Annotated in this window: 13 protein-coding genes; 1 reads left to right on the top strand and 12 read right to left on the bottom strand. The window is 46.8% G+C overall.

The window, feature by feature from the left end; genetic code table 11:
- Positions 1-165 precede the first annotated feature (165 nt).
- The 3 genes from mfd to C6W44_RS00630 form a co-directional block, all read right to left on the bottom strand.
- Positions 166-3,849, bottom strand: coding sequence for a transcription-repair coupling factor (gene mfd / locus C6W44_RS00620; protein WP_105243811.1), 3,684 nt, complete (start codon positions 3,847-3,849; stop codon positions 166-168).
- Positions 3,850-4,014: 165 nt separating this feature from the next.
- On the bottom strand, positions 4,015-4,530 hold the full coding sequence (gene rraA, locus C6W44_RS00625) for a ribonuclease E activity regulator RraA (protein WP_075100779.1): 516 nt from the start codon (positions 4,528-4,530) through the stop codon (positions 4,015-4,017).
- 99 nt (positions 4,531-4,629) lie between these two features.
- Positions 4,630-5,331, bottom strand: coding sequence for an NAD-dependent epimerase/dehydratase family protein (locus C6W44_RS00630; RefSeq protein WP_105243813.1), 702 nt, complete (start codon positions 5,329-5,331; stop codon positions 4,630-4,632).
- Between the two features lie 509 nt (positions 5,332-5,840).
- On the opposite strand from C6W44_RS00630, the gene rpsT reads away from it, so the two are divergent.
- Entirely contained in the window at positions 5,841-6,107 is a 267-nt protein-coding gene (rpsT, locus tag C6W44_RS00635) for a 30S ribosomal protein S20 (protein ID WP_105243814.1), read from the top strand.
- A gap of 199 nt (positions 6,108-6,306) precedes the next feature.
- Here rpsT and C6W44_RS00640 read toward each other — a convergent pair whose 3' ends face one another.
- The 9 genes from C6W44_RS00640 to C6W44_RS00680 form a co-directional block, all read right to left on the bottom strand.
- Entirely contained in the window at positions 6,307-7,143 is an 837-nt protein-coding gene (locus tag C6W44_RS00640) for a histidine phosphatase family protein (protein ID WP_105243815.1), read from the bottom strand.
- Positions 7,144-7,269: 126 nt separating this feature from the next.
- Positions 7,270-8,067: a metallophosphoesterase gene (locus C6W44_RS00645; protein WP_105243816.1), complete on the bottom strand. Its 798-nt coding sequence runs from the start codon at positions 8,065-8,067 to the stop codon at positions 7,270-7,272.
- A 183-nt stretch (positions 8,068-8,250) separates the two neighbouring features.
- On the bottom strand, positions 8,251-8,949 hold the full coding sequence (gene pyrF / locus C6W44_RS00650; protein WP_105243817.1) for an orotidine-5'-phosphate decarboxylase: 699 nt from the start codon (positions 8,947-8,949) through the stop codon (positions 8,251-8,253).
- A 129-nt stretch (positions 8,950-9,078) separates the two neighbouring features.
- Complete coding sequence (locus tag C6W44_RS00655) at positions 9,079-9,483, bottom strand: lipopolysaccharide assembly protein LapA domain-containing protein (protein ID WP_105243818.1); 405 nt, start codon at positions 9,481-9,483, stop codon at positions 9,079-9,081.
- Between the two features lie 134 nt (positions 9,484-9,617).
- The gene (locus C6W44_RS00660; protein WP_075100701.1) at positions 9,618-9,923 is read right to left on the bottom strand and encodes an integration host factor subunit beta; all 306 of its coding nucleotides are present in this window, start codon (positions 9,921-9,923) and stop codon (positions 9,618-9,620) included.
- A 345-nt stretch (positions 9,924-10,268) separates the two neighbouring features.
- On the bottom strand, positions 10,269-11,948 hold the full coding sequence (gene rpsA / locus C6W44_RS00665; RefSeq protein ID WP_105243819.1) for a 30S ribosomal protein S1: 1,680 nt from the start codon (positions 11,946-11,948) through the stop codon (positions 10,269-10,271).
- A 302-nt stretch (positions 11,949-12,250) separates the two neighbouring features.
- On the bottom strand, positions 12,251-13,030 hold the full coding sequence (cmk, locus tag C6W44_RS00670; RefSeq protein WP_105246338.1) for a (d)CMP kinase: 780 nt from the start codon (positions 13,028-13,030) through the stop codon (positions 12,251-12,253).
- Between the two features lie 199 nt (positions 13,031-13,229).
- The gene (gene tadA / locus C6W44_RS00675; RefSeq protein ID WP_105243820.1) at positions 13,230-13,874 is read right to left on the bottom strand and encodes a tRNA adenosine(34) deaminase TadA; all 645 of its coding nucleotides are present in this window, start codon (positions 13,872-13,874) and stop codon (positions 13,230-13,232) included.
- 6 nt (positions 13,875-13,880) lie between these two features.
- A complete protein-coding gene (locus C6W44_RS00680) occupies positions 13,881-14,618 on the bottom strand; it encodes a uracil-DNA glycosylase (protein ID WP_105243821.1) in 738 nt (245 codons plus the stop codon).
- Positions 14,619-14,734 lie beyond the last annotated feature (116 nt).

A 14,734-nucleotide genomic window follows, 5' to 3' on the forward strand; every position in this document is an offset into this window, starting at 1 on the left:
CAAGACCTATCGGACGCTATAGGCCATAGAGCAGACACAGAGTATCTGCTATTTTATCAGTTATCCAGTAGATAAAATAGCGCCTTAATAGATTGGCTACTGTTTTACTGTGCTGCTACCTAGTAGATGGGGCGCTTGATACGATGACTGGCGTCACTCAAAGCGCTAAGCGAGCTCTGTCACCATATGCTCGCTAAAGTAGCGCAGCAACTCCTCAAGCACAGTCACGCGTTGCTGCGGCGTGGCCAGCTTATTGGCATCTTGATAGCGAATGCCAGAGGCGCCATTCATCCGGTAGCGCTGTCCATCTTTTTGAATAAGCTGGATAATTGCCAAGGCGTCAACTGGCGTATCAGGAGCAAACTCTAACGTCATGCTGCTACTATTGGCATCGATTTTGTTGATCTTCAATGGCTCGGCCTGTATACGCAGTCTATGGATGGCAAATAAATGCTTGGTCTGATCTGGCAGTGTGCCAAAACGATCAATCATCTCGGTACGGATATCAGTGAGCGCCTCAAAATCATCAGCATTACTGATGCGCTTATAAAATAGCAAACGCTGATGCACATCATGCAAGTATTCTTCTGGTATCAGCGCTGAGCTATGCAGATTGATCTCACTGGTAAGTGACAATGGGGTATTCAAATCAGGCTCTTTGCCCGCCTTGATGGCCTTTGTCGCACGCTCTAGCATATCCATATACAAGCTAAAGCCAATGGCTTGCATGTTACCGCTTTGCTGCTTGCCCAGTATCTCACCTGCCCCGCGAATCTCCAAGTCCTCACTCGCCAGCATAAAGCCTGCACCCAATGTATTGGCGCGTTCAATGGCGTGCAGACGGCGCTTGGCATCGCCTTTTAAGCCTTTGATAGATGGCACGAGCAAGTAGCAATACGCCTGATGATGACTACGACCTACGCGGCCTCGCAGCTGATGCAGCTGCGCCAGACCAAACTTATCCGCGCGCTCAATAATGATGGTATTGGCATTTGGTACGTCGATACCGGTCTCGATGATGGTCGAACACACCAGCACATTGAACTTTTTATGATAAAACTGCTCCATAATCTGCTCAAGCTGGCGCTCTTGCATCTGCCCATGCGCGACCCCCACTCTAGCCTCGGGCACCAGCTCACGTATCGTCTCTGCCATGCGCTCAATGCTCGCCACATCATTATGCAGCAAGTAGACTTGCCCGCCGCGTAATAGCTCACGCAAGATAGCCTCTTTCATCAAGGCATCGGTCTTTTGCATAACAAAAGTTTTGATCGCCAGACGACGAGCAGGCGGCGTGGCGATAATCGACATATCACGCATGCCAGATAGTGCCATATTAAGCGTACGAGGAATCGGCGTCGCTGTCATCGACATACTATCTACATCGGTCTGAAGGGCTTTGATACGCTCTTTATGGCGCACACCAAAGCGGTGCTCTTCATCAACGATCATCAAGCCTAAATTAGAGAACTTCACATCAGGTTGCAGAAGTTTATGCGTGCCAATGACAATATCGACCTTACCCGCGGCAAGGTCTCTCAATACCGTATCTTGATGCTTTTTGCCACCAAAACGCGATAATGTCTCGATACGTACTGGCCAATCGGCAAAACGGTCGCGAAAATTGTCTTCGTGCTGACCTGCCAGCAGTGTCGTTGGCACCAATACCGCCACTTGATAGCCGGCACTGACCGCAATGAACGCCGCGCGCATCGCCACTTCTGTCTTGCCAAAACCCACATCACCGCAAATGAGGCGATCCATCGGCTGGTTTTGTCTCATGTCCTCCATCACCGCCTGGATAGCATTGGCCTGATCGGCGGTCTCTTCAAAGGCAAACTGACTGGCAAACAGCTCGTATTGTGAAGGGTCAATCTTGAAGTGAATACCGACTTTGGCCTCACGCCTTGCTTGCATATTGAGCAGCTCGGCGGCGACATCGTGGATTTGCTCCAGCGCTTTTTGTTTGGCTTTGTCCCACTTGCCACTACCTATTTTATGGAGTGGCGCAAGTGCGGGGTCACCGCCGCTGTAGCGACTGATCATTTGTAAATTGGCAACGGGTACATAAATACTGGCGTCGTCCGCGTATTTTAGATGAATAAATTCTTGCTCGCCATCGCCCACATCTAAAGTAATCAGCCCATTATAGCGACCGATACCATGCTCGATATGCACCACTGGACTGCCTTCGGTGATCTCTGTGACGCTTTTGACCAAAAACTCTTCTGACACCCCGCTTTGGCGGCGACGACGTGTTTGTAGCACTTGCCTACCAAACAGCTGAGTCTCACTGATCACCACCAAACGCTCAGGAATATACACCCCGCGCTCGATAGGCGCCACCGTCAGCCCTACCTGCGGCAAGTTATTATCATTAAGGGTTGTGACCTTATCAGCGGCCAAAAACGCTTCAAAGCTATCATACGCTTTGGTGTCTATCTTACCCTTAAACAGCTCTATCAAAATCTCACGGCGCCCTGCTGTTTCGGCAACGATCAGCACCGGCGTCGCTGTTTGTGCTTGCTGTAGCAAAAACTCTAGCAAATCGGCCAACGGTTCTGCTTTTTGGTGATTGACCGCCAGCTGCGGCGGTTGTTGCGCCGTGAGTGTGACCAACCCTTGCCGATTAGAGGCAGCCTGTGCGGTCGATGAGGCATCATTGTCTATCGCCGCGCGCGTCTCATGCGCACTGAGCATCACTCGCGGATAGTGGTTAAGATGCTCGTTTAAGGTATTTGATAATAAATATAACAATTCTGGGGCGACAATAGGTTTGTCGATATCGTGCCTGCGCTCTTCATAACGGCGCTGAATCTGCGACCAATAATCCGCTTGTGTTTCGTGGATTCGCTCATCGATGATAAACAGAGCGTCATCTGGCAAATAAGCAAACAAGCTGCTGTCAGCTTGCCAGTCATCCAAATCAAAAAACAATGGCTGATAGTACTCAAGCCCGCTACTGGCGATACCCGCCATCACATCTTTATGCAGCTCAGACTTGCGACTGCTGGTATTGGGAAACATCGCAGCAAAGTTGGTCCGAAACGTCTCGCGCCCTTCATCGAGCGGAAATTCTTTGGCAGGTAGTATCTGAAACTGCTGAATAGGTTTTGAGATATCAGGCAGTTTATGCAGTAGCGATAGTGACTCTTTGCCGATGCTACTGTCGTTACCACTCATCATGTTTTTTAGATCGTCGACGGTCAGCGTACGCTGCGTCTGCGGATTAAAAAAGCGAATGGTTTCGATTTCATCATCAAACAAGTCTAAACGTAGCGGAAATGGCTGCCCCATGGCAAAGATATCGACAATACTACCGCGTACCGCAAACTCGCCTGGCTCAAAGACGTTTTCGACCGCACGGTAGCCTGCCTTTGCAAGCAGCTCGCGCTGGGTATTGATATCAAAGCGATCACCGACACTCAAATCAAAATGCTGCCCTATCAGCCAGCTTGGCGGGGCGACCCGATGCATGAGCGCCTGCACCGAGATGAGCAGCACGCCTTTAGTGGGCATATCGGTCAATAGGTTGATACGCTCGCTGACGATGTCTTGATGCGGGGACAGCTCATCGTAGGTCAGCGTCTCCCAATCAGGAAACACATAGGCATCGACGCCGCAAAACGCCAGCTCGGTTTCTATCTGATTGAGCTGGTTTTGATCGCGCGTTACCACTACTTTTAGACGCTCGGATACGTCCCATACCAACGCTTGCATCAAGCTTGCCAGCCATAGACTACTGATCGCACCATAAACAGGGGTCAGCCAGCGCCGCTCGGCATGAGCGATAGGAAACAACTGCTGGTTAATAGGGTCAAACGCGTCAGTCAAAGCAGTGATAGGCATAGAGGATAAGATCAAAGTTAAGAGTCAGAAAGCTATTATACGAATATTTATGCAATTACCAAAATTTATGCCGTAACGGTTTGTCACTCAGCACATCACGCACAAAAACCTCGACGCTTAAGCCAAGATTTTATATTAATGGTTGGGCTAGGCTTAGCATTAGGCTTAAAGCAGAGGCTTGTCGCTCGCGATAATGCCGTTGTTGTCTGCATAGACAAACATGCCTGAATTTAGGGTCAAATCCCCAAAGCTAATCTCGAGATCGGTTTGTCCCTCGTCACGGCGCGTCGATTTACGCGGGATACAGCCAAGCGCCATGACACCGATATCCATCTGTGCCATATCATCGACATCACGGACACAGCCGTACACGATGACCCCAGCCCAACCATTATCAATCGCCGACTGAGCAATCATATCGCCGAGCAGCGCACAGCGCATCGAGCCACCACCATCGACCACCAGTACCTTTCCATTGCCCTTATTGTCTTTACCATCGCTGTTTAATAGTGACTTGACACGGCTGTTGTCTTCGAAACACTTGACCGTCACAATCTCACCGCAAAACCGATCTTTGCCACCAAAGCTATAAAACGACTTGCCTTCGATATTTGGCAGACACACTTGCGACTCAGGATTGGCATCCAATAAATCACAAGTTACAAAATTGTCTTGGTTCATGGTAGGCTCTGTTGCTGCGTTTGACATGAGTACACTCCTTGTTCGTTGTTGGCTAGGATTAAAGGGTATAAAAAGTATGATTTATATTTTTTACTTAGGCTATTTTTTGACTTTAGTCATTGCCAGCATTTGTTTATTTTCGATGATATCTGTGGTGGTAATCGCAGGCTCACGGCGGTACTTACTACGCTCATAGATATCATGGGCGCTCATGGCCATGGCGATAGCGACACGTTTTGCAGAAATCGGATGCAGGGATAATGACTCCGGCACCAAAGGCGAGACGAGCTTAAAGGCTTTTTGACTTAGGCTCTCAAGCGGGCGACCTTTGTGCTTACCGAGCAACAACGACGGCCGAAAAATCACCAAATGGGCAAAATTTAGCGCCATGATGGATTGCTCGGTCTCTGCCTTGACTCGGTTGTATAAAAACCGACTGTCGATATCAGCATTCATCGCAGACAATAAAAAGAAGTTTTCTACCCCTTTCTCGCGGCACAGCGTAGCAAACGTCACATTGTAGTCATGATCCACTTTATGAAAGGCTTCATCACTGCCAGCTTGCTTTTTGGTCGTACCAAGACAGCTAAAAGCATCGGTGCTGCGATCAGCGCCGACACTGGCGAACACCTCAGCCAAGTTGTCAAAATCATTGACCTGATAAAACCTCATGCTAGCATTGATATAGCGTGGCGGACGCCGTGCAATCACAATCAACGTGTCATAAAGCTCACTTAGCTGCTTGACAAGATGTTGTCCTACCAATCCTGTCGCGCCAATCACAATTGCTTTTCGCTGCATATCTTGTCCATTCGTATCGTATGAGATATGAGAGCACTCTTATACAAAGCATTCTCTTGATTTATCGTATCCGCTTATCCACCAGCATATCTGGGCGCTATTTTAACCTTCCGCTTGCGTATCATACCTAAAATCACTCAGCGGTGAGGGTATTATAGCGAATTTATTGTAAGAGATTTTATCCGTCAAGCCTTTTACTAGCCACGACCTTTGAGAGTAGATACATGAAAAAACCGAATATTGATAAAATAGCATAACTTCTTTACCGATTAACCATCAAATATATTGTCCTAAGCGCAATAATTTGCTAAGATAACCGGCTTTACACGTCAACGCTGTTTAATTATTCCAAACAGTTCTGACGTTTGCGATGACTACCGATATTAGATACTTTAGTATTGGACATCGACATCATGTTTGACGAGACGGCTGCTCGTCACCGATGATTGTTAAACCCATTATTGCAATCAACATTCATATTTTTATCTGTCTTTATCAAGGAGATACGCGTGGCTAATACTGCACAAGCTCGTAAACGCGCCCGTCAAAACACCAAACGTCGTCAGCAAACTGCTTCACAGCGCTCAATGGTTCGTACTTACCTAAAGCGCGTAGATGCTGCTATCGCATCAAAAGACTATGCTGCAGCAACTGAAGCGTACAACAAAGCTGTACCTGTCATCGACCGTATGGCTGACAAAGGCATCATCCATAAAAACAAAGCTGCTCGTCGTAAGAGCCGCCTAAACAAAACCATCAAAGGCTTACAAGCTTAAGATAGGTTGCGTTTAGACCGCATCACTCTGTTTGGGTGATGATCAAAACCTTGTCATTAGCTCTTATGCTGAGGCAAGGTTTTTTTATGCCCAAAAACCATAAACACAACACCTTGTCTATAGAAAATAAACATTAAGCAACCGTAAACACTCACAGAATAAAAAGCGATAAACAAAAAAAACCATGGCTGTGCTAAGCTTAGTCCCACTTCACCTCTGGGGGCAACAGCAATGTATTTGGATGAAACCCTGCTGCGCGGTACCCTTCTAACAATGTCACAATCGGCCGTATATAGACCTCACCACGCCAAACGAAGTGGGCACTGGCTTGTTCAAATGGCTTATCATCAAACCACAAAAACACCCCTTCCATCATCTTTGGCCAATCATTCCAATCAATCTCTACCACATCAAACATCACCGCCAAAAATGCTGACAGCAACGTATCGTGACTGACCGCCAGCATAAGATGCCCAGGCTGCGGCTGATGCTGATAAAACAATGATAAAATATCAAGCCCACCTTGATAGGCGTTTTTGGTGCCAGCAAGATTGCCTTGTAAAAAACGATTGATAAAGTTGAGCACGCCGATTTCTTTAAATACTGGATTGGCAATCTCAGGGTCAGTGACAAGGCTACCAGGCTCTACCAACAGCGACTGGTGCATGATATCACGCTGTAACCCTGCACCTGCTTGCATAAGCTGCGCAGTATCAATACAGCGGCCGATAGGGCTTGAGATGCTATCCACGTCTAGAGAATAAGGCAGATGACCTGCCAACCAGCGCCCCCAAGACTTGGCCAAGACGCGACCTTTAGGAGTCAATGGCAACTGATAACTGGCAAAGCCGTTACCGTCAGAGCGCTCACGCAGGGAGTGTCTGGTAAATAAAATCAGGCGCTTGTCTTCAGGCAACAGGCTCACTGAAGAGATCATACTATCAGGCAGGTGCGACGGCGCGGGCGCGCTTGGCGTATGACTGGCACGCCTTTCTGCAGATAGTTTAGATAAAGTGTTGTGGAAGTATTCGCTCATGCTAGCAAGCGTAGCAGATTTTTTGTGAAGAATGAACAAAATATAAATTCAGTTGCAAATAAGCAAAACCGAAATGAAAACCACCCAGCACTGCTACGCGCTTTATCTCAAGCAAGAGTATGCTATCTAATCAAGCTCAATCACTTTATCCCAAGCAAATGCTATTTCGGTACTACTGACTTCGTTGGGATACGCACGTGGATTGACAACCACTCGGGTACGACCAATACGATAATCAAAGGCTTCATGGGTATGGCCATGCACCCATAGCGCTGGCGCCCATTCCTCCTGCATCCAGCTTGACAAGTCACTCACAAAAGCGGCATTACTGGGTAGATTGGCATATTTCTCAGATACCGACAACGGGCTGATGCTGTGATGACTCATGACGATGGTCTTTTTGCCAAGCGATTGAGCGGTTTTTAATGCTTGCTGTAGCCATTGACGCTGCTTAGCATGCAGTTGCATGGATACCTCAGGGGAAAACAACTCGCTACCGGCATAGATTTGTTTATAATCACGCATAAAACGCTTGGCAGCTGCCATGGTTTCTTCATTGGCCTGATACTGATAATCCGTCCATAAGGTGCAGCCCAAGATACGTACGTCTCCAATATCGATGTGTTGACACTGTAAAACCCGCACGCCTTGCTGCGACTTGGCATCATAGTTATCCCAAATGGCCAGCTTTTTATCAAAATGCAGCACGTCTTCATTGAAGTATTCATGATTGCCTGCAATGGTGATCAAAGGCACCTGCAGACGTGCCGCTTGCGCTTGTAACCACGGCATACCGCTGTCGCTATTGGCCGTATCGCCTGCGACCAGCACCACATCGGCATCAGTCTTGGGGATATGTCCCATCGGATGCGACTGACGCGCATAGCTATCAATATGCAGGTCACTTAAAATCTGTAATTTCATATCTTCCAATAGTGTCTTAGGAAATCACGGACAAAAATCAATCAGACGATGCGTAGAAGCATAGCGTATTTTTTGTCACAGATATCAACATAAATTTTAAGTAGTGTAGCACCTTTTTATCTACCCGCAAAAAGCAAAAAGACAGCGGCTTAGGCTGTCTCTTTTCTTCGTTTTTGACTCAGGCTAGATACCCTCAAGTATCCGCTGCAGCTTGGCCGCTGGGTCGGCCGCCTGCGTGATAGAACGTCCGATCACCAGATAGTCAGCACCATCTTGTAACGCTTGTGCGGGCGTACAGATGCGTTTTTGGTCGTCAGCATTGTCCTCAGCGAGGCGAATACCAGGCGTCACAAGCTTAAAATCCTGACCACATAGCGCCTTTAGGCTCTGAGCTTCTTGTGCTGAGCAGACCACGCCATCGAGACCTGCTTGCTTGGTCAGCTGTGCTAGGCGACTGACTTGTGTATCCAGGCCATCGGTAATACCCGTCTGCGTCAATGCTTGATTGTCCATAGAAGTCAGCACCGTGACCGCAATCAGCAAGGTATCTAAGTTATTATCCAGCAAGCGCTGTTTGGCAAGCGACATTGCCTCTAAGCCTGCGCTCGCATGCACATTGACCATCCACACACCTAAATCAGCTGCCGCGAGTACCGCCTGTGCCGTAGTATTAGGGATATCATGAAACTTAAGATCTAAAAACACCTCAAATTGACGCTGATGTAGGGCTTTGATGATATCAGGGCCACAGCGCGTAAACAGCTCTTTGCCTACCTTTAAACGGCACAGCGCTGGATCGAGCTTGTCAGCCAGCGCGAGCGACGCTTCCATTGTCATATTGTCTAAGGCGACAACGACAGGAGATTTGATTGCATTATTCATAGTGTTGCCACATTTATATCGAAGTTAAAAAAACCAAATAGCGACCAAACGCATGGCTATCAACTCACCTGTCTCGCAAGTTTGTATCATAAGGTGCCTAGCTGACGCTCTATTCAGACTTAGTCAGATTTAGTCACGTTTTTGTTTGGTCAGTGTCGCCGCTTCCTCTTGAGCAGCGTGATTATCGTGCACGTTGGTCGCTGTCGAACCATACACCGCCTCTTCTACTGAAGGCGCAGTCGCTTGACGATCGATGACCACATTGGCTTGCGTCAGTTGTTCTTGCAGATTGGTATTGGCTTTTTGTAGACGTGATATTTCCCATTTGTTTTGTAAAACACGAAAGAGCAGCAGCGCAAGTAGCATACCAATCACAATACCTAATATCAGACACAGGATCAGTAATAAGCCCAAATTCATCGTCGGCGCTTGTGAAAACAGTAAATTTACGCCAACCTCGGTATTATTGGCCAATACCAACCCTAATGAATAAGCGAAGCTTAAAAACAGTAGTACAAACAGTAAAAAGCGCATAAGACATATACCTTGGTTTGATGGGTTGCAAAGGACTCAAAGACCGCGTTTTGTCACAAACAGCGATGCTACTTTTTGACTGGCACGCTACTGTTAATGAATACTACCCAACGCTGCCATAATGATCGTATTATCTATCCATTAGCTACTTTGTCATTGACCGCTTCGCGCAGGGCTTTGCCTGGCTTGAAATGCGGAATGGCTTTGGCAGGTACTGGTACACTCTCCCCAGTCTTAGGATTGCGGCCCATACGGGCACGGCGATGATGTAAACAAAAGCTACCAAACCCACGCACTTCTACTCGGCCATCATTGGCCAGTGTATCGGTCATTAGGTTTAATATTTCACGCACTGCATCATCGACCACGCTATCAGTCATATTGTCACAGTTCGCACTCAAATTACTAATAAATTCAGACTTATTAATCGCTTGCTGCATTGTTACGCTTGCCTTGTTAATTAATGGATAAGATGATTGTAAACCAAGTTACTATTTTTTAAAGGTTTTAACCCTTCATATAGCCGTATAAGACCATACTGAAAATCGAAACAAAAAGCAAAATAACGGTCAATAGTGCTAATACGGCTCTCATCAGTAAGCAGTGATTTACATCTCGTTACTCAATGTTGCAAATGATAGCGGATATTATCATAAATGGAAATAAGAGTTTGCTTTGTTTTTCGCAAAAACCTTGAAGATGTAACGCATACCAAACACCCATTCATAAAAAAAAGCGACCGAAGTCGCTTTTTTTATATTACTTTTAGATCAATAACTTGTCGCTTACTGCATTTGCTCTTTGATCAAATCACCAATGGTTTTTGGTTGAGCATCAGCTGCTTGTGGCGCATTGCTACCTAGATCTTTGATCGCTTGACGCTCTTCAGCTTCGTCTTTTGCTTTGATAGACAAATTGATGTTGCGAGTCTTACGATCTACACTGATGATCTTCGCTTCAACGTCATCACCAACGCTTAGATGCTTGGTTGCATCTTCGACACGATCACGCTGAATCTCAGAGGCACGTAAGTACGCTTCAACTTCATCAGCAAGCTCGATAGTAGCGCCTTTAGCGTCTACTTCTTTCACTTTACCATTGACGATAGCACCGCGGTCATTAGCGACTAGGTATTCGTTGAATGGATCTGAGCTTAACTGCTTCACGCCTAGGCTGATACGGTTCGCTTCTGCATCTACAGACAATACCATAGCTTCAACGGTGTCGCCTTTGTTGTAGTTGCGGATTGCTTCTTCGCCCGTTTCGTTCCAAGAGATATCAGACAAGTGAACCAAACCGTCGATACCGCCATCTAGACCGATAAAGATACCAAAGTCAGTGATTGACTTGATAGTACCAGTGATTTTATCGCCACGCTCATGTTTCTTATCAAACTCTTCCCATGGGTTTGCTAGGGTTTGCTTGATACCCAAGCTGATACGACGACGCTCTTCATCAATATCTAGAATCATCACGTCAACTTCATCACCCACTTGTACAACTTTTGATGGGTGGATGTTTTTGTTGGTGTGATCCATCTCTGATACGTGTACTAGGCCTTCGATACCTTCAGAGATCTCAGCAAAGCAGCCGTAATCAGTTAAGTTGGTAACGCGAGCTTTAACAATACTACCAACTGGGTAAGTACCGCCAACGTTGTCCCAAGGATCGGTACCAAGTTGTTTTAGACCTAGGCTTACGCGGTTGCGCTCACGGTCAAACTTCAATACTTTAACTTTTAGGTCTTGACCAACTTCAACCACCTCAGATGGGTGCTTGATACGGCGCCATGCCATGTCAGTGATGTGTAGCAAGCCATCGATACCACCAAGATCAACAAACGCACCGTAATCAGTTAGGTTTTTGACGATACCTTCGATCTCGATACCTTCTTCAAGCTTGTTCAACAGCTCTTCGCGCTCAGCTGAGTTTTCAGCTTCCATTACTGCACGGCGGCTAACCACAACGTTGTTACGTTTTTGGTCAAGCTTGATGACTTTGAATTCTAGCTCTTTGCCTTCAAGATGTGTGGTGTCACGAATCGGACGTACATCAACCAATGAGCCTGGTAAGAACGCGCGTACTGAACCCACGTCTACAGTAAAACCACCTTTTACTTTGCTAGAAATGATACCTTTTACGATCTCATCGTTCTCATAGATTTTTTCAAGGACATTCCACGTCTCGACGCGCTTGGCTTTTTCGCGTGATAGTAGGGTTTGACCCATACCATTATCAACCGCTTCAACCACGACATCAACGCTATCGCCAACTTCAACTTCAAGTTCGCCTTCTTCGCTTAAAAACTCTTCACGAGCGACGATACCTTCAGATTTAAGACCAGTATCTACTGTGATCCAATCGCTATCGATGGCCACAACAGTACCTGTAATAACCGAGCCACGCTCGATATCCAGACCCTGCTCTTCAATGCTCGCTTCAAATAGTTCAGCAAATGATTCCATTATGTCTACCTTTGTATAGCCGTATCCTGTCCAGCACAGTACGGATCAAATTTATGATTGCATAAAACGAGAATACTGGTTTTATATCTTATGCAGTCATATAAAAAACCTTTGTTGCTAATAAGCGAGCATCTCATCACACTCATTAGCAACAACTGTCTTTACTGCCCGCTCACATTTCTACTCTTGGTTTAATGTTGGCTTTGGCTTATTGCACATCTCTACTTATACAATTTTATACTAAAACCAAAGCCTGTAGCAAATTTTTTGGTAGTGAGTTGGTAGTTACTGTATTGTTTTTATTAATTATTAAAACAAATGCCTTTGTCCTGACAGTATTTTTTGACCTGTGCATATACGCTGTCGGCATCCAAATATGAGCTGTCTAATAATAAAGCGTCTTTGGCAGGCTTCGACGGTGCTGTCGCGCGATTTTCATCACGCTCGTCACGCGCTTTGATCGTTGCTAAAATCGCCTCAAAATCTGCGGTTTGCCCTGCACTTAGTAGCTGCGTGACACGGCGCTCAGCACGCGCTTTGGCACTGGCTGTCAAGTATACCTTAACATCCGCATCAGGGAATACCACCGTTCCCATATCACGGCCATCAGCGACCAGCCCTGAGCGACTGGCCATTTTTTGCTGCAGCGTGAGCAGCGCCTGACGCACTTTAGGGAATACCGCGATCTTTGAAGCATAACCGCCAACGGTTTCGTTACGCACTTGCTCGCCAACGGCATCGCCATTGACGATGATATCTACGCGGCCTGATGCCTCATTGGGCACAAACACGATATCTAAACCTTGGGTTAATGTCAGTACTGCCTGCTCATCAATGTCTTGACAGCCATCGGCACCGAGCAATCCTGCTTCAAAGGCTTTGAGCCCGACGATACGGTATAGCGCCCCTGAGTCTAATAACTGATAACCCAGTGCTTGCGCTAAGCGCCAGGTGACTGTGCCTTTACCCGCCCCGCTTGGACCATCAATACATATCACGGGATAACGCTGTACCGCTTGCTCAGAGGGATCACAATCCTGCAAAGCATTATCAGGCGTAAAGTCAGGTGTAGAGACAGTCATCATGTTTACTCAATTATAAAAACAACATATATCGCCCACTGCTAAGAACAGCGCGATATTCACCACCTTATCAAACGCTTAACAGCCATCTGATAATCGCAGCGTCAAATAGGGCGATATTATAGCAAGAAAACCCTATCATCACCATAACTGATGCTTATATTTGCAGGCAGTATGTTTTGTAGAGACGCAAAAGCCCTTATTTTTTAACATCTGATTTTTTTTGCTTGGCCAGCTGACGACGAGCTCGAAAAAACCGCTTAAGTAGCTGACTGCTATGCTCACTGCACAAACCCCGTTGTACGGTAATGACATGATTATAAAAATCTTGTGCCGATAGATCCATCTGACTACCCACCATGCCAGCTCGCGGCTCATTTGCTGCATACACCAGCCGCGCCACTCGCGCATGGATTAGCGCGCCCATACACATGGTGCAAGGCTCTAAGGTCACGTACAAGGTGGTGTTTGATGGTAGGCGGTAGTTTTTTAGGTGGCTACAGGCATCTCTTAGAGCGACTATCTCGGCATGAGCGGTGGCATCATGGCGACCGATTGGCTCATTAAAGCCTTTACCAATCATCTGCTGCTCATGTACCAGTATCGCGCCAACTGGCACCTCGCCCAGCTCAGCGCCGCGCTGAGCCAATGCCAATGCTTGATACATCCACTGTACATCTTCTAGCGTCCAAAACTGCTGAGTGCTCAGCTCAAGCTGATGTCGAGCACGGCTACCAGCAACGTCCACAGACAAGCTATCAGGGCTTGAGTGGTAACTAATACCATCAGGCAGACAACAATGATGTGCCTGCAGTGTCTCTGCGCCAAAAAAAGGAATGGTCATAGATAGCTACTGTGGCAACTGCCAGTCGATGGGTGTACGGCCATGCTGCCGGAGATAATCATTGGTCTTCGAAAACGGCTTGGTGCCAAAAAATCCGCCACGGTTTGCCGCTAGCGGCGATGGGTGGACAGCGGTTAAAATCAAATGTTTATCAGCATGGATGTATTTGCCTTTTTTCTGGGCTTTACTACCCCACAAAATAAACACCGTATGCTCTGTTTGTTCGTTGATCACATCGATCACTGCATCGGTAAATTGCTCCCAGCCTTGATTTTGATGACTGTTTGGTTCACCTTCTCGCACAGTCAACGCACTGTTTAGCAGTAATACACCTTGCTGCGCCCAATAAGTCAAGTCCCCATGCGCTGATGGCTGAACACCGATATCATCGGCCATCTCTTTTAGCAAGTTGTTGAGTGACGGCGGTTTTGGAATGACTTTGGGTACCGAAAACGATAATCCCATGGCCTGACCTGGGCGATGATAAGGGTCTTGCCCTAAGATGACCACTTTAACGCGAGATAATGGCGTGAGATTAAAAGCATTAAACATTAGTGGCGCTGGTGGATAGATGTTATCTGGCGACTGATAAGCCTCCTTTAAAAAAGCCCGTAGGTTGTCCATATTCTCAGAAGTCAGCTCATCTGCCAAGGCCATCTTCCAGTCTTCTGGCAAACGTACTTTGTCTAAGATGGCTTTTTTTTGTGCGGCTGTTTTTGGCGCCTTTGCATCGAGAGGTTCCATACTGTGTCCTTTTTTAGTTGTTATATAGGGCGTGTCTTCAATTCAATCGATAGTTATCTAAATGGGTTCACTATCTATAAAAGTTAGCTGGCTACTACCTACAAGACCCTTACTTT

It is taken from the genome of Psychrobacter sp. Marseille-P5312 (assembly GCF_900291405.1).
Lineage (GTDB): Bacteria > Pseudomonadota > Gammaproteobacteria > Pseudomonadales > Moraxellaceae > Psychrobacter > Psychrobacter celer.